This window comes from Chitinophaga agri, from assembly GCF_010093065.1.
Lineage (GTDB): Bacteria > Bacteroidota > Bacteroidia > Chitinophagales > Chitinophagaceae > Chitinophaga > Chitinophaga agri.
The window spans coordinates 1,468,222-1,492,147 of the sequence record NZ_CP048113.1 but is presented as its reverse complement, the minus strand read 5'-3'; the positions used below and the strand labels follow the sequence as shown (position 1 = coordinate 1,492,147).

At 47.6% G+C, this 23,926-nt stretch carries 17 protein-coding genes; 12 read left to right on the top strand and 5 right to left on the bottom strand.

Annotated elements, in window-relative coordinates; all coding sequences use genetic code 11:
- From GWR21_RS05495 to GWR21_RS05480, 4 genes are all read left to right on the top strand, one after another.
- Positions 1 to 630 (top strand): hypothetical protein, encoded by a 630-nt coding sequence (locus GWR21_RS05495; protein ID WP_162330767.1) that lies wholly within the window; start codon positions 1 to 3, stop codon positions 628 to 630.
- Positions 631 to 734: 104 nt separating this feature from the next.
- Positions 735 to 1,886, top strand: coding sequence for a hypothetical protein (locus tag GWR21_RS05490; protein ID WP_162330766.1), 1,152 nt, complete (start codon positions 735 to 737; stop codon positions 1,884 to 1,886).
- 481 nt (positions 1,887 to 2,367) lie between these two features.
- The gene (locus GWR21_RS05485) at positions 2,368 to 3,126 is read left to right on the top strand and encodes a hypothetical protein (RefSeq protein WP_162330765.1); all 759 of its coding nucleotides are present in this window, start codon (positions 2,368 to 2,370) and stop codon (positions 3,124 to 3,126) included.
- A gap of 25 nt (positions 3,127 to 3,151) precedes the next feature.
- Positions 3,152 to 3,883 (top strand): hypothetical protein, encoded by a 732-nt coding sequence (locus GWR21_RS05480; RefSeq protein WP_162330764.1) that lies wholly within the window; start codon positions 3,152 to 3,154, stop codon positions 3,881 to 3,883.
- A gap of 62 nt (positions 3,884 to 3,945) precedes the next feature.
- On the opposite strand, the gene GWR21_RS05475 is transcribed toward GWR21_RS05480, so the two are convergent.
- Positions 3,946 to 4,398, bottom strand: coding sequence for a hypothetical protein (locus GWR21_RS05475; protein ID WP_162330763.1), 453 nt, complete (start codon positions 4,396 to 4,398; stop codon positions 3,946 to 3,948).
- A 29-nt stretch (positions 4,399 to 4,427) separates the two neighbouring features.
- Positions 4,428 to 5,267 carry a hypothetical protein gene (locus GWR21_RS05470; RefSeq protein ID WP_162330762.1) on the bottom strand — a complete coding sequence of 280 codons (840 nt, stop codon included), beginning with the start codon at positions 5,265 to 5,267 and terminating at the stop codon, positions 4,428 to 4,430.
- A gap of 141 nt (positions 5,268 to 5,408) precedes the next feature.
- Between GWR21_RS05470 and GWR21_RS05465 the strand changes: the two genes are divergently transcribed.
- The 8 genes from GWR21_RS05465 to GWR21_RS05430 all read left to right on the top strand — a co-directional run bounded on the left by GWR21_RS05465 (position 5,409) and on the right by GWR21_RS05430 (position 18,010).
- Positions 5,409 to 5,984, top strand: coding sequence for a Crp/Fnr family transcriptional regulator (locus GWR21_RS05465; RefSeq protein ID WP_162330761.1), 576 nt, complete (start codon positions 5,409 to 5,411; stop codon positions 5,982 to 5,984).
- Between the two features lie 76 nt (positions 5,985 to 6,060).
- Positions 6,061 to 8,259: a B12-binding domain-containing radical SAM protein gene (locus GWR21_RS05460; RefSeq protein ID WP_162330760.1), complete on the top strand. Its 2,199-nt coding sequence runs from the start codon at positions 6,061 to 6,063 to the stop codon at positions 8,257 to 8,259.
- Entirely contained in the window at positions 8,260 to 10,182 is a 1,923-nt protein-coding gene (locus GWR21_RS05455; RefSeq protein WP_162330759.1) for a 7TM diverse intracellular signaling domain-containing protein, read from the top strand. It abuts the gene before it with no gap.
- 411 nt (positions 10,183 to 10,593) lie between these two features.
- Entirely contained in the window at positions 10,594 to 13,554 is a 2,961-nt protein-coding gene (locus GWR21_RS05450; RefSeq protein ID WP_162330758.1) for a SusC/RagA family TonB-linked outer membrane protein, read from the top strand.
- Between the two features lie 11 nt (positions 13,555 to 13,565).
- Entirely contained in the window at positions 13,566 to 15,044 is a 1,479-nt protein-coding gene (locus tag GWR21_RS05445) for a RagB/SusD family nutrient uptake outer membrane protein (RefSeq protein ID WP_162330757.1), read from the top strand.
- 103 nt (positions 15,045 to 15,147) lie between these two features.
- On the top strand, positions 15,148 to 16,605 hold the full coding sequence (locus GWR21_RS05440; RefSeq protein ID WP_162330756.1) for a glycoside hydrolase family 30 protein: 1,458 nt from the start codon (positions 15,148 to 15,150) through the stop codon (positions 16,603 to 16,605).
- Between the two features lie 325 nt (positions 16,606 to 16,930).
- A complete protein-coding gene (locus GWR21_RS05435) occupies positions 16,931 to 17,680 on the top strand; it encodes a hypothetical protein (protein ID WP_162330755.1) in 750 nt (249 codons plus the stop codon).
- 48 nt (positions 17,681 to 17,728) lie between these two features.
- Positions 17,729 to 18,010 carry a DUF7710 domain-containing protein gene (locus GWR21_RS05430; RefSeq protein ID WP_238430205.1) on the top strand — a complete coding sequence of 94 codons (282 nt, stop codon included), beginning with the start codon at positions 17,729 to 17,731 and terminating at the stop codon, positions 18,008 to 18,010.
- 171 nt (positions 18,011 to 18,181) lie between these two features.
- Here the strand turns inward: GWR21_RS05430 and GWR21_RS05425 are convergent, their stop codons facing one another.
- The 3 genes from GWR21_RS05425 to GWR21_RS05415 are packed head-to-tail and all read right to left on the bottom strand — an operon-like array spanning position 18,182 to position 23,923.
- Positions 18,182 to 19,510 (bottom strand): sugar porter family MFS transporter, encoded by a 1,329-nt coding sequence (locus GWR21_RS05425; protein WP_162330754.1) that lies wholly within the window; start codon positions 19,508 to 19,510, stop codon positions 18,182 to 18,184.
- Positions 19,511 to 19,547: 37 nt separating this feature from the next.
- Positions 19,548 to 20,627: an aldose epimerase family protein gene (locus GWR21_RS05420; protein ID WP_162330753.1), complete on the bottom strand. Its 1,080-nt coding sequence runs from the start codon at positions 20,625 to 20,627 to the stop codon at positions 19,548 to 19,550.
- Positions 20,621 to 23,923: a DUF5107 domain-containing protein gene (locus GWR21_RS05415; RefSeq protein ID WP_162330752.1), complete on the bottom strand. Its 3,303-nt coding sequence runs from the start codon at positions 23,921 to 23,923 to the stop codon at positions 20,621 to 20,623. Before GWR21_RS05415 ends, GWR21_RS05420 begins: the two co-directional genes overlap by 7 nt.
- Positions 23,924 to 23,926 lie beyond the last annotated feature (3 nt).

The following is a 23,926-nucleotide window of genomic DNA, read 5'->3' as shown; positions in this document are numbered from 1 at the left end:
ATGCATTTATTTGTATATTCGAAAGAACGTCACATATATTGTGGCGTTTTTTCGTTTATGGTCAATACAGGTACGTCGCGCATGAATGCTGATAATATCCTCTTTAATGCCCTGAAACATCATCGTGGGTTTATATGCCGGCAGATGCAGGAGGTAACGTTACATGCGTTGCCGGAACGGCTGAAAATACTGGGCAATTCACAGATGGATATTTATTATGGCCCGCTGGAAGTGGCAGCGATCTGTGAGGAGGCGATCAGTCAGCTGGCGGCTATCGGACTAACAGATGAACCGGATTATTTGCAATGGTTGAAAGACAGCAGTGGTTATGCCGAAATTACATTGTCAGATGGTTCCCGCTGGATATTGTTGCACGGCATCGAGCCGGGACGATACGTACATTTGCACCCTGCGAGGTATTCACCACATAGTCTCCGGGTGAAAGCAACGGTATTGAAGACAGCACTGGCCTGTATGGTGGTATTACCGGAAGGGACATTGCCTGATCTGTTGACGTTGAATCACATCCGTACGTCTTTACTGGAGTTGTCGCCGGTAAAGGACCTGGAGCAATGTGAGCATTTATGGAAGGTGATGGGCATGTTACGGGGAAAAGATATTGACCGGTAAGATAAGATGAAAACCGATGAAAGGGCTGTACGAATAAGGCCCGCAGTACATAAATGATCCCTATCCGATTATACCCTAATATTATAACTAGTAACCCTCCTCAGTTGCCGGATAACGGCACCAAAGTATACCGGTCATTGCCGGCTCTCAGGATCTTAAAGTACGGCATGCTGACCATTATTACCGCTTTACTCACTATACTTGATTACAGGTCTCTCACAGGTACATTCCCTTTCGAATATGCTATCCTGTTTTATGGTATATCCGTTGTTGCTTTGCCACTCATCATCATGGCACTGGCTGAAACAGGTATGAAGATCACACTGGATGGACATCGTCTGCGAGCGAGCACATTTTTTACAAACGATGAGATCCTTTTAACAGAGATCCGCGGATGGAAAAAGGGGAGGGAGGTACTATACATATTTCGCGATGGGTACTCATTGCAACCTATCTCTATACCAATGAGAGGAATAGCGCCAGCGGGACTGCCAGAACAACTGATTGCACAATACCCTGAGGTGAATGAGGATACCCGGTTTATCGAAGGGGCCAGTGCGGAGCAGATAATGCAGCGGTTGAAATATGCGGGAAGGGAAGTGTACGGGCTTGGGGCAGTTACATTGCTATTGCCATTATTGACCATCAATTCCGGGGGAGCGTCTGTATGGCAAACGCTATTGCTGTTAAGCTGTGTTCCTTTATCATTACTGCTGCTGTTAAGACATAAGGCATTTGTGCAGATCTTTTTTGAGAAGGAACGAGGCCGGCCTTCGATCCTCTTTATCTGGGTAATCGTCCTGCTTTCTTTCTCTTACGTGAACAAAGGTTTTTACGCGATGTATCCATGGCGGTTGTTGCCATATACTGTGGTCACTTTCTTTGTATTGTTGGTTTTACAGCTGGTGTGTTATCGTAAAATGCGGAGTGCGATGCGCTATCTTGTGGTGACCATACTTGCCGGCAGCCTGTTCTTTGCTATTGCTGATGAGGGAGTACAGTATTGTAACCGTGCACTTGATACCCTGCAGCCGCAGCAATTTAGGGTAGGGATTGTTGCAAAGTTTCGTGAGGCAGGAGCACGACTCGACGGACCTGCCTACTGTTTTAAATTAGCGCCCTGGGGAGGAATGGATATGGGCAGGAGACTGCGTGTGCCGGAATCACTTTATAATAGTAAGCATGATGGTGATGATGTACAGGTGTATTGGCACATGGGCGCTTTCGGCTCACCCTGGTTTACGATAGGGAAGTAGGGGCAGCATCATTCTTCGGAGTGTTAAAAAACTATTATGCTGTCTGAAGAGGTTTTTTTATAAATAGCTGATATTTAACTGGTAAGGTGTTTTTGTTATACTCACGACGAACAAGGGACGAACTAGCGACGAACTAGCGACGGCCAAGCGGAGAATAAGCACCCTGTTAATGGTAGCTTGAACTGATATTATTTTACCGTTTTATTGTGTAGCTATTTGGATGTACGTCTAGTATCCTATATTCAAATAATATAATTTATTTATATTTAATCCCGCATACTGACTACCTATATTTATGGAAAGAGATGAATACGAACGGTCTGTTTCCCGCACTGGGAGCAGGATCTATTGCCATACAGGCGCGTTTAATACCCTGGTACCGTGTTGCACTACCGTGACAGCCGCTATAGGGCATACCAACGTAAATGAATAAAGAAACTTATTTTTTGTAAATAGTAGGTGTTAAAGAATGCATAGCGTAGTGAATCGAGAATTATCTGCCATAGCTGCTGAAGAAAGTGCGAACAGCAAAAAACAGTATCTGCATGCCCGGAGAGACGCCCGGATCTTACTGGGTATTACGGCAGTGTTATCCTTCATCTGGGGGTATTTTCAACGTGACAGCCTTATCCCGGCCGTACTGCTTTTAGCGTGTATGCCGCTGTCAGCTTTATGGCTCTGGCGACATAGACAATCGTTACCTGTTGCTACGCTGCGAACCCCCAGAGTAGATTGGAAGTTCAGTTCTGCGGAGGTATTGGTGATGATTGTCCCTCTCTGGGTAGGAGCGGCGTTTGGCAGGAGTATATTTGGTACTTTTCTGGATGAGCCACAACAGTTGGTCCGGGTGGCTATCGTGATGACTGTTGTCATGCTGCTATTACTGGGACTGGCGTTTGTCCTTTCAAAAGGGAAAGGAGGACGCACCGTTGCCCTTTGGACAGCCATGTTTTATTATCCGGTATCGACCTGTTTTATACAGGCAGAAAACAAGCTGCTGGATAAGGACGCGACAGATGTTGTATACAGCACTGTACTCGAAAAACGTTATTCGGGCGGGAAGCATCCGAGTTATGATCTTACACTATCACCCTGGAAAAATCAGGAGTCCACTGTCAATGTTTCTGTGAAGCAATCATTTTATGAGAGTACATCAGTAGGCAGGAGCGTAAACATATATCGATACCCGGGGGCATTTCATATTCCATGGAGCTGTGTGTATATACCAGATTACAAGTAACTGTTCCTAAAGTAAGATATCAAAAATGAAGCGGTCGAAGAAAGCCAAAATGGCTGCGTGGTCAGCAGCACAATTACAAGCGGCCACGCATGCAGCAGTTAAACCTGCCAGAAGAGATGCGGGTATCGTTATAAGCTTTACGCTGGTGTTGTTTATACTCAAAGTGTTGATAGGTAATAGCGCTTTATTGACAGCGTTATTATTTACCTGTATACCTTTATTTATCCTCTGGATATTTCTGCATAAAGATGGTGTTGAGCCATTGGGCAATCATCTCCATAGTATTTCCACCGTTTTGATGATGCCTTTTCTGGTTTGTATAACGCTGGCATTCACGGGAGGCGCTTCACATATACTTGACTGGCGGCAGGTCATGGCAGTAGCGATCCTTATTACAGTCGTGTTGCTGTTACTCTTCATCTTTGCCATGATCAGAGCAGGAGGGATATCAACCCTGTTGCTGATAGCCATGATACCGATATCCTACTTTGCCACCTATAATGTGGTATTGCAGGAAAATCGTTTGCTCGACAAAAGTGAAGAAAAGCAGTATGAGGTAACGATCCTTGATAAGTGGATAGATCGTAAAGGGAAAATCAAATCGTATTATTTCAAACTTGCGCCCTGGGGGGATCAGACGGAAGCGATCACCGTAACCGCCGGTGGATTATATAGCGTAAAAGAGGTGAATGACAAGGTGCATGTTTATCATCATGAAGGGGCGTTTCACATGCCCTGGTTCAGGATAGAAAAATAATGATTATAAAAGAAACATCCCGGCGCTCCTTTTCTCACTGAAAGGCTACTCCGGGATGTTTTTTATTCGCAGCCGGTCTTCCGGCGGGTATCTATAATATACTGGATCTTCCATCCTTCAGCCATTCTCACCAGCTGAAAGGAGTTAACCCCGCAATGCATAAACTGCTCCTTGAAGTATAACTTATAGGGGGTCCACGCTATTGCCAGATCCCCGTCAATTTTCACCACATCAAAGGTGATCCGCTCATCTACTGCCTGCTTTGGTAACTTGCCAATGTGGGAAGCGAACTCGCTGATGGCCTCTGACTTTACACTGACAACACCCTGTTTATCTTTGATAATTGTTTGCAGCACGCCACCTGGTGCAAAGCAGCTGACTAATGCGGCACTATCAGATCCTAACATGGCGGAGAACAGGTTGCTGACAGCGGTCTTCACGGAGTCAGTGGTCGTTTGCGCATGTACGGCGAAGGTGAAAAACGTAAGCAGTAATAAGCAGGTAAGACGTCGCATCTTTTTAACCTGAATTTAAGCAATTACGCTTACTGTTTAACTGCTTTTTCCCCGTTCCAGAGATAAACTTCACGTTTACTTGTCTTGTGCGCTACTGTTTCTCCGTCTTCACCAAATTCTTCGTCAAGTGTTTGCCTGATGATCTTTCCGGGCTGCCCGCCTGGTTCTTTTGGAAACAGCAGTGTCTCCGTATGTGCGACCGCTCCTGCATCAAACATGCTGGATTTACCCGGCAGTTCTAATAGCTTAGTGCCATTCCAGCCGTAATAGTAATACACTTCAGGGATACCACAGGCCTCGCCACTGAAGTAAAGACGGATGATGTTGCTGACCTTATCCAGTCCCATACCGCCCAGCAACTTTCCTTCAGCTGAGATAGCGAACTGGCCACCGTCCACTGTTACGCTTTTTTTATCCAGTACGGCATGTTTGCTGTTCAGTGCTTTCAGCAGGATCACATATTTCGGATCTTCTTCCTTGGTCGCACCTGGTATCAGTTTGTCAATACCATACATGAATGTGAGACTGTCTTTAGCATAAGTGCCCAGAGACATCAGCCCCAGCCAGATATAACCTTCTTTTTGCTTACCGCCTGCCTTATACTTCACCTGCCACCAGGGAGCAGAAACGCCTTTCATCGTAAATTCTGTTTCATTTAATTTCAGGGCTATCACCATTTCGCCGGTGGTCAGTGAATCCTGGATAGTTCCTTTCGGGGACGGGGTTTGCCTGATGTATGCTTTTTCTGCAAATACAGTCAGGGTATCTTTCTGTTGTACCCTCCAGAGGTTGTATTCTACATTCCCGCTTACTTGCGCCATAACAGGGGCTGCTGCTAATACCAGCATGGATAAAAATAATTTCTTCATAGGTAAGATTTCGGCTGCAAAGATATTCAAATGTTATTTGTCAAATGGCAAATATTGACAGGGGAGGGAATGCGTATCTTTGGGCAGATAAACGGGTGCGTCATCATACATTGACGTACCAACGTTTTGATATGTAAGACTATGGATGATCTGATCAACTACTTATTGCAATTCGGCAACCTGAACCAGCAGCAGCTACAGCTGATCCTGGACAATGTCTTTGAACGCACAGTGAAAAAAGACGCCTACTTCTCAGAAGCCGGCAAAATTCCCCGGGAAATAGGATATATAAGGTCCGGCATTTTCCGGGTATGCTACTTTAATAACAAAGGAACAGAAGTTACCCGTTATTTCGTCGAGGAGAACAGGCTGATAGCTGATATAAATAGTATGGACAGCAAAGTGCCATCCACCGAATACATCCAGGCTATTACTGACTGTGAAATGATCATCTTTACGGAAGAGACGTTAAAGCTGCTTTCGTCAACTATCCTGGACTGGGACCGTATCCTGGCTAAGATCCGGGAGAAAGCCATGATGGAAAAGATCCAGAAGATCGCGCCTATGCTGACAGAAGATGCAACCAGCCGTTACCTGATGTTCATGGAAAAGTTCCCCGATCTTGCCAATAAGATCCCGCTGTCTTATCTCGCTTCTTACCTGGGCATCACCCAGTCATCCCTCAGCAGGATCAGAAAACAGCTGTCTAAACACTAGCTGCAACCCGTTCTGACCTGATAATTTGCCTCCTTCGGTTATTTATCGGTAATTTTGCGGCCAAAATTAGATTGATTTGGGTGCATCTGTTTTCCTGATTACACCGCCTTTCACTCAGCTGAATACGCCATATCCGGCTACAGCCTACCTGAAAGGCTTTTTAAATACCAAAGGTATTACCTCTTTCCAGTCCGACCTCGGTATAGAGGTAACCCTGGCCCTGTTCAGCAAACAGGGTCTGCAGGAACTTTTTAACCTCATCAACAGCCAGTCTGATGAACGTTCTGAGAACATCTCCCGGATCATCACTCTGCAGGAGGATTATATAGAGACTATTGACGACGTCATCCTTTTCCTCCAGGGAAAGAATCCGACCCTTGCACATCGCATCTGCAAACGCGATTTCCTGCCGGAAGCCGGCCGCTTTGCCCAGCTGGAGGACCTGGACTGGGCCTTCGGTTCAATGGGTACCCAGGACAAAGCCAAACACCTGGCTACGATGTACCTGGAAGACTTGTCCGACCTGATCATGGAGTGTGTAGACGAGCACTTTGGTTTCAGCCGTTATGCGGAGAAACTGGCCCGTTCTGCCAATAGTTTCGATGAACTCTATGAGGCCCTTCAGGAGGAATATACTTTCATAGATCGTATCCTCATCGATATACTGTCGCGGCACATGGCGAATGTACTGCCTAAGCTGGTGGCTATTTCTGTGCCTTTTCCAGGCAATTTATATACTTCACTCCGCTGTGGACAATGGATCAAGGCCAATTATCCCGATGTTAAGATTGCAATGGGAGGTGGCTTTGCTAACACCGAACTGCGCTCGCTGACCGACACCCGTGTGTTCGAGTTCTATGATTTTATCGCACTGGACGATGGGGAAGCGCCGCTGGAGAACCTGGTGGCACATATAGAAGGGAAAAAGGAAGTGAGTGATCTTAAACGCACTTTCACCCTCGTAGATGACCAGGTCACGTATATCAACGATAAAAGCTGTGCCGATTATAAGCAGTCACAGGTAGGTACACCTGACTATAGCGATTTCCTGCTGGACAGCTACATTTCCGCTATTGAGGTGGTTAATCCCATGCATCGCATGTGGAGTGACGGCAGATGGAACAAGCTGACCATGGCACACGGCTGTTACTGGGGTAAATGTACATTCTGCGATATCTCACTTGACTACATTCGTTTATATGAGCCGATTGCAGCACAGCTTCTGTGCGACCGGATGGAAGAGATCATCGCACAAACCGGTCAGAATGGTTTCCACTTTGTGGATGAAGCCGCACCACCTGCATTGATGCGTGCGCTGGCACTCGAAATATTGAAGAGAAAGCTGAATGTCAGCTGGTGGACCAATGTCCGTTTCGAAAAAAGCTTTACACGTGATCTTTGCCTGTTGCTAAAGGAGTCCGGCTGTATTGCCGTCTCCGGCGGACTGGAAGTAGCGTCCGACAGACTGCTCGAACTCATACAGAAAGGGATCACAGTAGCCCAGGTGGCCCAGGTGAACCGTAACTTTACCGAGGCCGGTATTATGGTACACGCCTACCTGATGTACGGGTTCCCAACGCAGACCGCTCAGGAAACCATCGACTCTCTTGAAATGGTACGACAGATGTTTAAGACGGGTATTATGCAGTCTGCATTCTGGCACCAGTTCACCATGACGGCCCATAGTCCGGTGGGACAGGCGCCCGAGAAGTTCAGTGTGAAAAAAGAGACCGAAGTCATCGGGGCTTTCGCCAATAATGATATTGTACATATCGATGAGACGGGAGCGGAACATGAGCAGTTTGCGTACGGCCTCAAAAAATCCCTCCTCAACTATATGCATGGCATCTGTCTGGACGATCCCCTGCAGAAATGGTTCGAGTTTAAAACGCCTAAGACCAGGATTGCACCTGATTATATAGAGAAAGCATTGCAGGAAGACCAGTACGCCCCCTCCAAGCCGACCAGTAAGGTAGTGTGGCTGGGAAAAAAGCCTGTTGTGCAGACTATCACCAAGACGAAAAAAGGTAATTCCTGGGAGGTGACCTCGCTGACTTTCCAGAGCCGCAAGGAAAAAGCCAGTATCAGCGTTAATAAAGAAGAAGGCATCTGGCTGGCGGATATGCTGGATAAGCTATCTGTCCGTAATCAGAAGACCTATACGCTGAAAGAGGTAATGGACAGTTACGAGGCTGCTGGTCTGGAGGATTTTGAACTGTTCTGGGACAATAAACCGGTAAATTCACTGTATAAATTCGGACTTTTGAAATTGTGAATGGACAGTATTAAAAAGGGAGTGAAGTTAAGAGCCCTATGCCTCGTGTTGTTGCTGACGACAGGACTACAGGCTATCTATGCTCAGGAGGTCGTGCAGATCGATACCGCGTTAAGGGAGCACATTTTTACATATAACGAGATTCAATACCTGGAGGATCTATCTGGCCGGTTAACATTAAACCAGGTGCGCAGTGACAGTATTTCTGCCCTTTTTAAACCCAGTGCTGTCAGTACACCACAGAACCAGCATCTGGGAGGACCGGTTTGGTTCCGCGTTAAGATCCGGCACAACAGGGAGGCACATAAATATTACCTGCTCGAATTTTTTGATCAGACGATCGATGATATTGTCGCCTATCTCCCTGACACGGCCGGTAGGTACCGGGAGGAAAAGGTAGGCGATAAGTATCCCTTTGCACAACGCTGGTTCCACCATAAGAATTTCGAACTGTCGCTGGATAATGACCGGCAGGACGAGGCAGTCTATTATTTCAGGATCAGTTCCCGGCAGACGGCCGATGTGATCATTGTGATCAGGTCTATAGACCGGTTTGTGTCCTATGCACTGAGCGAGTACCTGACCTTCGGCATTTTTTATGGCATGATCTTCATCTTCAGCTTTTATAACCTGATCATGTTCATTGCCATGCGACAGCGGCAGTACCTGTACTATGTGTTGTACAACCTGAGTGTGGTATTGTATGAGATGTGTACAGATGGTATCGCCTATCAATGGCTCTGGCCCAATGCACCGGTCTGGAACCAGTATGCCTTTGCCTGGCCGCTGTTCAGTATGAGCATTTTTGCATTATTGTTCACCAGCAGTCTGTTACATGTAAAGGCCCGGGCCCCCTTGCTGAATAAGCTGATCACCGGAGTGATCATCGCCCGCGGCGCCTACTTTTTATGTTGCCTGTTCATTAATCCATATTGGTTCAATTATAAGTTTATCGAACTGTTGCCGCTGGCAGTCGCCTTCTATACCGGTATTTACATCTGGCTCAGGGGATACCGGCCTGCCCGTTTCTTTGTATTAGGGTACAGTTTCCTTTTCGTGGGTTTCATGTTGAAATTTTTTATTATGCTGGGGTATACCTGGCTGAATTTTGGCATTGTTAGTTATTATAGTCTGAGTTTCTGTTTTATACTTGAAATGTTCTTTTTATCATTTGCTGTAGGCGATAAAGTGCGTTTGCTGAAGAAGAAGCGGGATAAGGCGCACCGGCAGATGATCCGGCAGATGACAGAGAATGCCCGGCTGAAAGACAGTCAGAACCGGGAACTGGAAGCACAGGTGGCTGCCCGGACCAAACAGTTGTCAGAGCAGGCTGGGATCATTGCCGCTCAGAATGAGGAGTTACTAAAGAATAATGCCCTGCTGGAAACGCAGGCAGCTGAGATCACGCGGATGAACGCCCTGCTGGAGCAGGACAACCAGCAGTTGCAGACGAATGTAGAGAAGGTGACACGGGCAAGAGCGATGTCTACTACGCTTGATTTTGAAGAGTTTAGTAAGATCTATCCTGATAAGGAAAGTTGTCTGCGCTTCCTGTCCGATCTGAAATGGACGGGTGATTTTCGTTGCCGTAAGTGTAATAATGATCATTATTACGCAGGTCATCAGCCTTTTAGCCGTCGTTGCAGCAAATGTGGTTATGAAGAATCGGCAACTGCCTATACTATTTACCAGAACATCCGTATTCCGATCAATAAGGCATTCTATCTCACCTTCCTGGTGTACTCTACCAAGGGTAAGATATCGTCTCACAAGCTGTCCGAAATTCTGGACATCCGGCAAAGTACCTGCTGGTCATATGCCACCCGCATTTTGAAAATGATGGACGAGCGGAAGAAGGAACTGAGGCAGGCAAACGGGCAGGGGTGGAGTTTGCTGGTACTTGACGAAAGAGAGGCTGAGTGAAATGAAATAAAGTGAAATTATTTTGAAAGGTACTGAAGCGTATCAGCCGACTTATGCAAGATATCCGTCATAACTACGCTGATCCGTTCATTATCAAGCTTTTCAGGGAGAAATTCATTATGGTATCAAAGCGTATCAGATTTCGCATAATCATCTCGTAATCAGCTATTTGTGAAAACAAATCCATTGTTGTTTGTCAAACTCACCCTATCTTTACAATATGAAACCTGGCAATAATTGAATGGAAGCCTGGGCATCGTTATGAAATGGAAATTCATGTTATGTGAAAGGTTATGGAAACACTATCCCGTTCAGAATATGAGTGACTCATTTCCAACTATTGTCTTATAACAAAATCTAAAACTGATACTAAGGATTATCCTTATCCACAAACTAAAGTACCGTCACATTATGAAAAAAAGGGGAACATTCCTGACAGCATTGCTGTTAGCACTGTGGAGTTTTGCTATGGCACAGCAGGACATCACAGTAAAGGGACACGTACAGGACAAGCAGGGCAACTCTCTTCCCGGCGTATCCATTAAGATCAAAGGGACTTCTAAAGGAGCGGCCAGCCAGCCGGATGGTAGTTTTACTATTCAGGTGGCACCCACTGCCATACTGGAACTTTCCTATGTAGGTTATGAAACACAGGATGTAGCCGTAGGTGGCCGTACCCAGCTCACCATCACATTATCCGATACTAAAACTGATCTGGGAGAGGTAGTGGTGATCGGATATGGCACACAGAAGAAGAGGGACATTACGACTTCCGTAGCCTCTGTTAACACAAAAGATATCGCCGAACGTCCGATCACACAGACGGCTGCTGCCCTCCAGGGTAAAGCTGCTGGTGTACAGGTGACACAGCCTTCCGGTAAACCAGGTGCTGCCTTCTCCGTAAGGGTACGTGGTGCTACTTCCGTACAGGCAGGTAATGAACCTTTATATGTGATCGATGGTGTGCCAACCACCGATACAAGAGACCTGAACACCAACGATATAGAAACGATCACCGTGCTGAAAGATGCCTCCAGCGCTGCTATCTATGGTGCAAGGGCTTCAAATGGTGTTGTGCTGATCACTACTAAAAGAGGTCGTCTGGGCGATGCCGTGATCAATTTCAATACTTATTATGGTGTATCCCGGATTGGTAAGAAGATCGATGTACTGGATGCGACCCAGTACAATGACCTGATGAAGGAAATGGGTTTCAATGTCGTTACACCTACTACCACCACTAACTGGCTGGATGAGGTGTTCCGTACCGGTAAAAACCAGAACTATCAGTTGTCAGCCTCCGGTGGTAGCGAGAAATCAAAATATTTCATCTCTGGTGCATATACCAAGGATGATGGTATGGTAAAACCTGCACAGTACAACCGTCGTGTTTTCCGCGCCAATCTGGACAATCAGCTGAAACCATGGCTGAAACTAACTACTAATATCAGTTACTCCAATGTAGATCTGAAAGATGTCAAGGATAACGCAAATGCTGGCCGTAACGCGGCAATCCTGGGTGCTTTGAATGCTCCTCCGATCATTGGGATCTACGAAACAGATGCTGACGGTCGCCGCCGCTATACCATGAACCCGTATAAATCCGGTTGGGATAACCCGCTGGCTGCTATCGAAGGTCCTACACAGGGAACAAAGGATAACCGTATACTGGGTAATGCAGCCATGGACATCAACTTTACCAAAGACCTGAAGTTCAGAACTAACTATGGTATCGATTATACCAATCATAAATACGATTACTACCTGGACTATATCATGACCACGCCGGGCCGTCTGGATCACGGTTATGCTACTTCTCAGCGTTATAACACCCTGACATGGTTATGGGAGAATACCCTGAACTATGATAAGAGCTGGAAGAAACATAATATCTCCGCACTGGGTGGTGTGACTTCGCAAAAGAATAACTATGATGTCACTAATCAGACAGGTCGGGATTTCCCGGCTGATCCGACAGTAAAGACCCTGAATGCTGCGAACCAGATCGTAGGCGATACCTATGAATCACAGTGGTTCCTGATGTCTTACCTGGGTCGCGTGATGTATAACTACGACAGCAAATACCTGTTGACCGTTAACTTCCGTGCTGACGGTTCTTCCAAACTGGATAAGAAACACAAGTGGGGTTACTTCCCGTCTGTATCTGCCGGCTGGCGTCTTTCCGCTGAACCTTTCCTGAAAGATGTGAAAGCGATCAGTGACCTGAAGGTAAGAGCGGGCTGGGGACAGAACGGTAACGTAGAAGGACTGAGCCCATATGCTTCTCTGGGTTTGAACAACTTTGTACGCCAGACGCCAACCAGTCCACTGTCAGGCCCTGGTATCACCCTGCCTCCAGGTGCGCCAAATCCGGACCTGAAATGGGAAACGACTACACAGACCAACGTGGGTATCGATCTGAGTCTCTTTGATTCCCGTCTGACCTTCACTGCGGACGCTTACATCAAAAAAACAAAAGATCTGCTGCTGAATGTACCATTCCCGCAATCCGCTGAGTATGACTACATGCCACGTAACTCTGGTGCACTGGAGAATAAAGGTCTGGAGTTCCTGGTGTCAACAGTTAATATTGATAAGAAGGATGGGCTTCGCTGGAGCACTGATTTCAATATTGCTTTCAATCGTAACCGCCTTACCGATCTGCAGCTGACACAGGTATATAACTATGCCGCTGTAGAGAACAGAGATTATATTATCACCCTGAGAAAGGGACTGCCACTGGGTACCTTCTTCGGATACGTATCTGAAGGTGTAGATCCTAAAACCGGTGATGTGATTTATAAAGATGTCAACAATGATGGTAATGTGACGCCTACAGACCGTACCGTGATTGGAAATGCACAGCCTAGCTTTACTTACGGTATGAATAACAACCTGGCATATAAGAACTGGTCATTGTCTTTCCTGTTCCAGGGTTCACAGGGGAACGAAGTGTTCAACGCTTCCCGTATGGAAACAGAAGGTATGTACGACAGCAAGAACCAGTCAACCGAAGTACTGCGTCGCTGGAGAGCAGCTGGTCAGGTGACCGACATCCCACGTGCGACCAACGGAGACGTAACCAATTCCCGTACTTCCTCCCGTTTCGTTGAAAATGGCTCCTTCCTGCGTATGAAGAGTGCAACCCTGTCATACAACCTGCCACAGCGTGCCCTGAGCACACTGCACCTGAGCCGTTTAATGGTGTATGCAACTGCACAGAACCTGTTCACTATTACCAAATACAAAGGTTTCGATCCAGAAGTAAATGCTTACGCGGGTGATGCTGCCAATGGTGTAACACTGGGTATTGACTACGGTACCTATCCGGTAGCAAGAACCTTCGTCCTCGGTTTAAACCTGTCATTCTAAACGCCTGAGTTATGAAAAAAACAAATCGTCTCTTCCTCATATCCGCTGCACTGGCGACACTGACGCTGGGTGCATGTAATAAAGACCTGAACCTGACTCCGCCGTCTAATACCACCGTTGGCAACGGCGGACAGGGCACTGCAGGTTCCTACATTAAAGACGCTACTACGGCGGAAGCGGCCCTTACCAGCTGTTACTCATACTTCCGTAGCGGGTCTTCCGAATACTACGTACTTGATTATTTTAATATATCAGAAGCACAGTCTGATAATGCCTACGCCGGTGCAGATAACGCGGCCGGTTTTGAGATCGACGAGTTCCGCCTGCTCTCTACCAATTCATGGGCAGGCCGTGACTGGGGGTATCTGTACAATCAGATCACGGCATGTAACTCCGTGATCGCTAACGTACCTAACGTGACCGATCCTGCTTTATCTGCTAACCGTAAGGCACAGATCCTCGGAGAGGCAAAGTTCATCCGGGCACGCGCCTACTTTGATCTGGTAAGGATCTTTGGTGATGTGCCACTGGTACTGACCGAACTGCCTACTATTACATCAGATAACCTGAACGAAGTATACCCGTTGCTGTATCCTGCGCGTAAGAGTGCAGACAGTATCTATGCACAGATCGATGAGGACCTCAAGGCTGCGGTGGAAGCGGTACCTGCTACTGCTGTCAACAAAGGCTATGTTACGAAAGGTGCGGTGTATACCCTGTTGGCTAAAGTAGCGGCTACCCATAAACCTGTGAACTGGCAACAGGTAGAGAACTATGCCAACCAGGTGATGGCGCTGGGGTATAGTTTGCTGCCGGTTTATGATCATCTGTGGGATGGTGCACATGAGAACTCGGCCGAGTCCATCTTCGAACTGAACTTCGATAGCTGGGATACCGGTGGGAACTGGGGCACCAGCATGTTCCTCGGTACTGACTGGAAGAAATTCTGTAATCCGAGTAACGACCTTGTGCGTGCTTATCAGCTGGAAAAGGACACCGTACGTTTCAAATCAACGATCACTTTTGCAAACGTGAATGGCAAATGGGGAGATGCACGTCTGCCACTGGACAGTTTTCCGTTCTTCTATAAATTACGTAAGACAGATGCGAGCCAGAACATCATCATGTACCGTCTTGCAGATGTACTGCTGCTGAAAGCAGAAGCATTGAACGAACAGGGTAATGTGGCAGCGGCTAACACCATCGTTACACAGATCCGCGAGCGCGTCAATCTGAAAGACCTGAAGATCACTGATCAGGCAGCGATGCGCCTGGCAATAGAAAAAGAGCGTCGCCTGGAGCTGGCGTTTGAAGGTAACCGCTGGCAGGACCTGGTACGTACCGACCGTGCCATACCAGTAATGCAGGCCGTTACAGATGGTAAAGGCGTCAATCTGGGCTATCATCTGACGGAAGCACGCCTGCTGTGGCCGATCCCTCAGAGCGAGATGGACCAGAATGCCAACCTGGTGCAGAACACCGGCTATTAGTTGTGGATATAAGATAGCGTTAACGAAAAAGTAGGGTCTCGTCTCAACGGAGACGGGACCTTCTTTTATCCGTAAATGCGTGTTACAAGAAAACTATCGATGTATGAATAAGAAATTATGGATGTATACCTGTTGTATCAGCACCTTCCTGGCCGCCTGTAACAATGGGCAACAGCAGGGAGATACCCAGCACAGTGACGCTGTAGCTGTATATCTGACGACGCCCGATCAGCAGCAATTATTTGCACAACAGGCGTCACTGGGGGAGGCAACTGACACTGCAGCACTCAATATCACCATGGATACGAGTCGTCAGTTTCAGGAGATTGAAGGCTTTGGTGCGTCTGTTACCGGTTCTTCGGCGTATGTAATGCAGCAGTATATGACGCCTGAGAAGCGTCAGGCATTGCTGGAAGAGTTGTTCAGCGCCGACAAGGGACTGGGGATCAATTATATCCGTATGTCTATAGGTGCTTCTGATTTCTCCACTGATCCGTATACGTATGATGATATGGCTGCCGGACAGCGCGATGATTCCCTGGCGCATTTCAGCATTGCGCATGATGAGAAAGACGTAGTGCCTGTGTTAAAGCAGATCTTTGCTATCAATCCGGATATCCATCTCATGGGTAGCCCCTGGAGTGCGCCTGCCTGGATGAAGACCAGTGGTAAACTGGAAGGCGGATCATTGCGTCCTGATGCCTATGCGGTATATGCCCGTTACTTTGTAAAATACATTCGTGCGTTTGCGGCAGCTGGTGTGAAGATCACTGCATTGACGATGCAGAATGAGCCACAATATGAAGCGGCTTATCCAACCATGAAAATGACAGCGCCGGAGCAGGGAACTTTCATCAAAGAACACCTCGGCCCGTTGCTGGCACAGGAGGGACTGAACAAACAGGTTGCTATAATGCTGTTTGACCATAACTGGAATAGTCCGGAGTATCCTATCTCCATACTGAATGATAGCACAATGGCGAAATATACTGCTGGTGCAGCTTTCCATTGTTATGAAGGCGCTGTTGGGGCGATGTCTGTGGTACATGATGCGCACCCTGAGAAAGGGCTTTATTTCACTGAGTGTTCCGGGGGTAGCTGGTCACCTGCATTTGCTGATAATCTTCAATATATGGTACGTCAGTTGTTTATCGGCACGGTGAATAACTGGTCAAGGAATGTGTTGCTGTGGAATATGGCATTGGACGAGAATAATGGTCCTACGACCAACAAACCGGGTGAAGGAAAAGCGAATCGCGGTTGTATGACTTGTCGTGGTGTGGTAACCGTGAATTCCAAAGACGGTGGTGTGACGCGTAATGTAGAATATTATGCGATAGCGCATTTTAGCAAGTTCGTACGTCCGGGCGCGAAGAGGATCTATTCTTCTGCGCTGGCGGATAAAGGAATTGAGAATACAGCGTTTCTGAACAGGGATGGCTCGCGTGTGATGGTGGTGATCAATACTACTAAAGAGCCCAGGAGTTTTTCTGTAAAAGAGCAGTCGGTGGTGGCGTATACGTTGCAGCCGGGGGCAGTGGCGACGCTGGTATGGCGATAAGGAGTTTAGTTTGCTTTCTTTCTTTTGGGCAGCGGCTGGTGTAAGGACCTGGCCGCTGTTTTTATTTGCGTCTATGTCTAAGGAGGTACCGTGAGTCGATTGGGTTCAGGTGCAGGGGTATTGTATACTATAATATCTTGGTGATGTGGGTGCAAGTGCTTGAAAACTACGTATATTTGTTAATGCTGGAATGGCAGTGTTCTGACTATCAGGGATTTCTGCCCTGATAGTGCTCCGGTGGTTCCAGGTGTGATAATACAACATTCAGAGTCGTGATGCAGTGACGTGGTAATCGTTATGTTGCATTTTAACAGCTTATGTGCCTATGAAGAGTCCTTTAGTTCTTGCGATGGTTTCGTGTTTTTCGGCCCTGCAGTTACAAGCGCAGGAATCCCTGGAGAATACGTTCAATAAATATGGTTTTACCTGTGAAGTGGTATCTGACGGATTTGCTACAAGTTATATTTTCAGAAGATCGAAACTAGACCGGGACGAGGTCATCTGGCTATATCAGACGACACATACGAACGGTCAGTACAAGGCTTTTGTGGAGTTTGGTATTCCGAAGGCACAGATCACCTTTCACAAGGTAGAAGAGGTATTGGGAAGCCCTGCACATGATCCTTATGGAAATCCTACCATTCATAGTGATTGCTTTCAGCAGATGCTTGACAATAATACGGGATTGAACATGAAGAATTATATGCTGGCGGTAAACACAGAAGAGGAGAAGATGTATTTTATCAGCTATCTTCAGCAGTTTTATGAGGCTTGTGCAAAGCCGTTCTATCAGCAGTATACTACCCTTGAAGCGGTAGATTGTCGTCTTTCTGATCTCAAAGACAAGGATGCCCGAACATTAATTGGCCATAGCGGTGATAATTCTACTATTCACAGGATGTTAGCTATTAAAGCGCTTGCCGGGAATCCGGGCGCAAGGGATTATTACGAATATCTCAAAAAAGGGTTGCTGAAGTTGAAGGATAAGTCTGTTACGTATGCCGATATGTATGACCGCTTAGTGAAAGTAGCAGAGAGACTGGAGTTAAACCAGCCACCGTTATTCCCGCTGTAGCAGAGACGTACTTTTTTATATCTCATCCACTATTTTAAACATCATTGAATGATGAACACCATCGAATCAGTATGGGTATTTCACGGTATAGATGCGCGTTTCGCCGGTGGCGTTTTTACAGATGTCAGTCTGGCGGAAGCATGGATATTAAAACATAGGCTTACCGGTGTACTGACACAGTATCCTATCAATGCCGGATGTTACGACTGGGCTATTGAGGAAGAATTGTTCGCCCCTACCAAAAATGAGCACTATACTTCGACGTTTGTAGGGAAATTCACTACTGCTGCACAGGAGCATATTCATTTTGAGGAAGGGATTCGTTGTTAATATTAAAATTGTGTGTCATTAACCAGGTGCATTTACACGTATGCCATACGGTTTAAGGTGGAACCCGGGCAGTACGTTAGGGCCCTAAGTACCCACCTTAAATCAACGTAAAAGAAGCGCCTGTCATTTACTGCTTTGCGGCAAACCAGCAAAATAGTAACTCAGCAAATACTAATGCATCATCACTCCCTCCAGTTCCTCTAATGTCTTCCCCTTTGTCTCTCTCACATTCCTCCATATAAACACAAACCCCGCCAGGCATATCACTGCATAAATGTAGAACGTCCCATCTTTCAGTCGTTCAAACAACATCGGGAACGTAAACACCAGCACAAAATACGCTGCCCACAAACATAGGACGGCAAAGGACGTCGCCGCACTCCTGATCTTATTCGGAAAGATCTCCGCTATCAGCACCCACGTCACAGGCGCCAGTGACATGGCGTACGTCCCGATAGCTGCCAGTAAATACCAGGAGACATGCGCAGATCCCGCCGCCAGCATGCGCACTACGATGATGTAAAGAATAGTCAATCCTCCCGCACCAATTAGCATCAATGGCTTACGTCCCAGCTTATCAACCAGCACCATGGCAAGAATGGTAAACACAAGATTCACTCCGCCAATAAATACCGTCTGTAACAGCTGCCCATCCTGTGATACGCCTATACTCTGAAAGATCCTTGGTGTATAGTTGAACACGACATTGATCCCGCAGAATTGCTGGAAGATCGCCAGTATAATACCGATCACTACGGCGGGTAATACTGCTTTCCGGAAGATGTGTATATAGCTGACATGTTCATTGCCTGCAAGAGAATGCTGGATCACCGATAGCGATTCAGCCGCAAAATGATCACCTCCGATGCGCAGTAACACCTGACGTGCCTCTGCTGAACGCCCCGCTTTTACCAGCCAGCGTGGACTCTCCGGCAGCCACAATGCGCCTATGAAAAACAACAGAGAGGGCAGCACACCCAGTCCAAACATCCAACGCCAGGCATCGTCTCCATGATTTCGTAGTGTGTAGTTGACGATATTGGTCACAAGGATGCCTGTGACCACTGTCAGCTGATTGATGGCCACCATTCTGCCCCGGAGATGCGCTGGAGAGACCTCTGCGATGTACATGGGCGAGAGCATGGAAGCCATGCCGACACCGATGCCGGCTACAAAGCGGAAGGCGATAAAGATATTTCTGTCAGGTGCGACAGCCATTGCCAGCGAGGAGATACCAAAGATCATGGAAGCGAGTAACAGACCTTTCCTACGACCGTATTTATCAGCGGTAGTGCCAGCAACGATACAGCCAATGATAGCACCCAGCGCCAGACTACCGGTAGCAAATCCTTCCCAGTAGGCATCTAGTCCGAACTGTTGTTGCAGGAAAGGTAATGCCCCTGCAATCACGGCAAAGTCAAAACCAAAGAGATAGCCTCCCAGGGCCGAAATAAATGAAATGCCCAGTATGTAGGAGCTATTGAATGATGAATGTTTCATAACGGAATATCGCAGCGGATGTTTTAAAGTAAAGAAATTATCGCACACCAAAGGCAAATACGGTCTCTCGTTTATAGATCTCTCCCGGCCGGAGGATGGTATTTGGAAAATGCGGTTGATTCGGACTGTCAGGAAATGCCTGTGTTTCCAGTGCCACCGCGCCGTGCCTGAGATAGGCCCGGCCATGTGCACCTGTCAGACTGCCATCCCAGTAGTTAGCACTGTATAGCTGTAAGCCCGGCTGATCGGTGAAAACCTGAACGAATCGTCCGCTTGACGGGTCTTCCAGTTCTGCGGCAGGCGTTGCTGGATTTCCTGAAGGGGAGCTGGCATGATCAAGTACGTAATTATGATCAAAGCCCCCGTCGGCAGTTAGCAGATCGATGTTTGTACCTAAGGGTGTGAAACTGGTGAAATCAAGCGGTGTGCCTGCTACCGGTAATATCTGCCCGGTAGGCGTATTGTTGTCGTTCTTTTCAGTGTAGGCAGTGGCATTTATACGTAGCAGATGATCAGTTACCAGCGGTTGCTCGAACCCTGTAAGATTAAAGTATGAATGATTAGTCAGACTCACCACTGTTGCCTGGTCGGTATATGCCATATACAGGATGCTTAGCCGGTTATGCAGGTCTAATGCATATGTGACGTGTACCGTCAGTGTACCTGGGTAGCCTTCTTCGCCGGTCCGGCTCACATATTCCATGGTAACCGCAGCCTGTTCTTCGTTTTCTGTGCAGGAAGTCACCTGCCACGCCTTTTTATGAAATCCATCAACACCACCATGTAAGTGATTGTTCCCATTATTGACGGGCAACTGATAGTGCATATTACCGATGGTCAGCCTGCCACCGGCTATTCTGTTGGCATAACGTCCTACTGTCGAACCAAAGTAAGCGGGGTTGTCCCGGTAGTTGTGCGGATGTGGGAAACCGGCAACAATATTTTTATTGCTGCCGGTCCTGTCTGGTGTATGTATTGAAGTAATGGTCGCACCCAGGTTAATTAGTTGTACGGTGATGATACCGTTTTCAAGGGTGATTTGCTGCAATGCTGTTCCGTCAGTCTCCTGATATGTGCTGAGGGTGGCAGAGAGCGTACCGCTTTTTATATTCAGCATAGCATTGTTTTAGTGAACGGGTGAAAGGTCGCTCCCTGATGATTACCGTCTAGTGCCAGCACCTCATTCAGTAGTTGCTGTCCCTGTTGCTCCTGTTGTAAGCCCAGGTAGCCTAGTCCCATCAGGTACAGGCAATGGATACGGTTGCGCAGGTTAAGGTCCAGGTCGAAGACCAGCATATCCGGAAGGGACACTGCAAAGTAGTCAATACGGATCTCATCCTGCAGGTGTGCCTTACCAAACTGGATAAGACGTTCAAAGATCTGTCTGGCTTTTTCCGGCTGCGCCAGCTGTTGCCATGCCAATGCCTGGTACACGATCTTGTCTGGCTGGGGATCGTTGTAGTAGATGGCTTGTACTGGTTCGCTGATACCTACTGTGGCGGCCATGAAGGAGGCGTTTGCCTGTTCTGTGTTGCCTAAGCCTGCGTAGGCGCATCCCAGCAGATAATTGATGTCGTTTTCCTGTGCTCCGTAGAGTTTTCCTTCTCCGAGATTATCCGGATAGCGTTCCAGTGCCTGTAGTAGAGACAGGGCGGTTGTGTAGTCTGCCTGTTGTAAGGCCTGTTTAGCCAGGGCGGTATGACATAGAATAAACTGTCCTACTACCTTACCTTCACCGCCTTCCCATGGATGGAACTGCCGTTGTGATAATAGCTGACGGGCCTGTTCAAATTCACCGAGGTTATTATACAGGGTCACTCTCTCCAGGTAGAGATCATCCCGCATATGCACCAGTGTTATATTATTCTCCAACAGCGATAATCGCGCTGAGGATGGTTTGCCGGTGATCTTATACAACTGGTCTAATTCCATGAGGATACGCGCATCATCAGGTGCCAGGGCAAACGCTTTTTCCATGGCTGTTATGGCGCCTTCTTTATCATGTAGCTTATTATAACTGGCGAGCGACAGGTTTCTGTGTACGGTCGGGTAGCTATCGTCCAGGGCGGCCGATTGCTGCCAGCATTCTATGGCGGCGGCGTACTGCCGTTTGTCATACCAAAGATTACCCAGGTAGCAGGCTGCTTTGGCATCCATAGGCAGGTGTTTTAACGCATCCTGCAATATCAGTACTTCTTCGATCTTGTTAGGGAAGCAGTAGTCCGGTGATTGCTCCGATGCCTTCCGGTAGTAATCAAGCGCCTGTTCTGTAGCCTGCCGGCGGGAGGCGAGCCATCCCATGTAGTAATATAACAGAGGAGAGGTAACGCCATGCACGTCAATGTACGACTGAAGCAGGGAAATACCTATGTAATAACGGCCGGCATAGGCGTAATCCAGCGCCAGTTCCAGGTAGTTATTAGCGGAACCCCGCATCAGGGTGTGCATACGTTCCAGTATGCTATTATCCTGGGTAGCCAGGTAGGATTCATACAGACAACCATAGTTAAAAGGATCAATGGCCATCGACTCCTGCACAAATGTGATCGCTTCATCCGTCAGTCCTTTTTCCCGCAGAAGGATGGTTTGCAGGTGCCGGGCGGTATGATTATGGTAGTTACGTACCAGTGACTTTTTTACAAGAGCCAGTGCATCATCCCACTTCTCATGGGTGGCCGCAATACGTGCCAGCATCAGAAAAGCGCTATGTTGCCAGGCGTCATTCCAGGTAGCTTTGAAGAAGACATCATAAGCCGCAGCATTTTGGCCCTGAAGCAGGAGTGAGCAGCCCAGATTGTAATATACTTCCCCGTCATACGGGTTCGGGTTGCGGCTGGTCATTGTCCTGATGGCTGTCCTGAAGTAAGGTTCTGCCTGACTGAACTGTCCGCGGCGCAATAGCAATAATCCCATAGCGTTGTTACAGCGGATGTCGCCCGGACTTCTCCTTAGGCCTTCTTCGTAGTAGTCTATCGGATTGAAAGTAGCATGACGGTATTGTTCCAGGTGATGGCCATTCAGGTAGAGGTCTTCCACCTGCTCAATGTCTTTAGGCAGTTTTGCTGCGGTGGCGGGAGGAGGTATTTCATGCGCTACCGGTGGTGCTGGTTGCCAGGATACCAGTTCCCGCCCATTAGAACCGATTACAGCCACTTTCCAGTCTTCCGTCACTATTGGTCCCTCTCCATCATAAACTGTTGTAAAAGGGGCATATGGAGATAAAGCAGCTGCAAACCTTTTTACTTCGCGGTCTTTATGTAAAACCAGCACCGCTGCATCCTTGTATAAAGCAGTCGCATATACTTTAATATGCAGTCGCTGTCCTTCCCATTCCATATTCAGCATGGCTTCTTTCGTCGCATTCTTCACCACACCGATCTGTGCATAAGGCATGAAATACTGTTCAAAGGTTTTGCCTTCATTCGGCTGTAACCAGGAGAAGTCAGGCTGATTGTCTGTGAACATACCTGTCATCAGCTCAATATAGGGGCCATCTTCATCGGTCAGGTTCCTGTCCCACGCGTAACCGAAATCACCATTGCCCCATGTCCATTGTTTCTTGCCCGGTGATACATGGTGGTCTGCCACATGCAGCATACCGGCCTGTGTATCGTGCTCATAGCAGCCCATGAAATCATATTCAGAACGGATGGCCATGTAGGACGTCGGCACAGGGATCGTATGATAACGGGAGATGTCTGTGCCTGGTGCATAGTCTACTTTATAATAAGTACCAGTAGCGATCGGGAAGTCCGATACGTCGCGTTTCCCGTGATCGAATACGGCATATACATCTGGTGGGAATACTGACTGATAGTGTTCATTCACTTTTACCGCCGGATTCGCCCACCATAGGAAGGTTTGCGGGAACAGCGTACGATTGAACAATTTCCCCCTGATCTCCAGATAGGCTCTGTCAGGATAGAGCGTAAAGCCGGCCATGCCTTTTGTACGAAACATCAGTTCCACTTCATTGACCCAAACCGTTTTACTGCCATCAGTATGCTCTTCCACGGCATAATCCACCGGCTGGAAGGTGCTGGGACGATGGTGCTGTGGCCAGTTAAATTCAATACCGCCCGATATCCAGGGGCCGGCCAGTCCGACGAGTGCCGGTTTGATGACCTGGTTGTAATACACGAAATCCCGTTGCCTGATCTTGTCGTAGGCCCGCTGGATACGTCCGCCGAGTTCTGGTAGTATCATGATCTGCAGGAAGTCATTCTCCAGGAAAACTGCATTGTACTCCTGCATGCTTTTCTCGTCTGCGATCTGCTCAATAACGGGATGAGGATAGACAACCCCACTGCTGCCCTGATAAACTCTCTTCTCAAGGAACATAGGATGTTTCTCCGGTGTGCCTGTCTTGTAAGTCGGAATGGATACTTTTTCGATCCGGACTGTCACTTCCATATT

Excerpts from the sequence above, each read along its gene's own strand:
- GWR21_RS05495 (WP_162330767.1), top strand. The coding sequence starts at position 1 with ATGCATTTATTTGTATATTCGAAAGAACGTCACATATATTGTGGCGTT.
- GWR21_RS05480 (WP_162330764.1), top strand. The coding sequence starts at position 3,152 with ATGAAGCGGTCGAAGAAAGCCAAAATGGCTGCGTGGTCAGCAGCACAA.
- GWR21_RS05475 (WP_162330763.1), bottom strand. The coding sequence starts at position 4,398 with ATGCGACGTCTTACCTGCTTATTACTGCTTACGTTTTTCACCTTCGCC.
- GWR21_RS05470 (WP_162330762.1), bottom strand. The coding sequence starts at position 5,267 with ATGAAGAAATTATTTTTATCCATGCTGGTATTAGCAGCAGCCCCTGTT.
- GWR21_RS05465 (WP_162330761.1), top strand. The coding sequence starts at position 5,409 with ATGGATGATCTGATCAACTACTTATTGCAATTCGGCAACCTGAACCAG.
- GWR21_RS05455 (WP_162330759.1), top strand. The coding sequence starts at position 8,260 with ATGGACAGTATTAAAAAGGGAGTGAAGTTAAGAGCCCTATGCCTCGTG.
- GWR21_RS05450 (WP_162330758.1), top strand. The coding sequence starts at position 10,594 with ATGAAAAAAAGGGGAACATTCCTGACAGCATTGCTGTTAGCACTGTGG.
- GWR21_RS05445 (WP_162330757.1), top strand. The coding sequence starts at position 13,566 with ATGAAAAAAACAAATCGTCTCTTCCTCATATCCGCTGCACTGGCGACA.
- GWR21_RS05440 (WP_162330756.1), top strand. The coding sequence starts at position 15,148 with ATGAATAAGAAATTATGGATGTATACCTGTTGTATCAGCACCTTCCTG.
- GWR21_RS05435 (WP_162330755.1), top strand. The coding sequence starts at position 16,931 with ATGAAGAGTCCTTTAGTTCTTGCGATGGTTTCGTGTTTTTCGGCCCTG.
- GWR21_RS05430 (WP_238430205.1), top strand. The coding sequence starts at position 17,729 with ATGATGAACACCATCGAATCAGTATGGGTATTTCACGGTATAGATGCG.
- GWR21_RS05425 (WP_162330754.1), bottom strand. The coding sequence starts at position 19,510 with ATGAAACATTCATCATTCAATAGCTCCTACATACTGGGCATTTCATTT.
- GWR21_RS05420 (WP_162330753.1), bottom strand. The coding sequence starts at position 20,627 with ATGCTGAATATAAAAAGCGGTACGCTCTCTGCCACCCTCAGCACATAT.
- GWR21_RS05415 (WP_162330752.1), bottom strand. The coding sequence starts at position 23,923 with ATGGAAGTGACAGTCCGGATCGAAAAAGTATCCATTCCGACTTACAAG.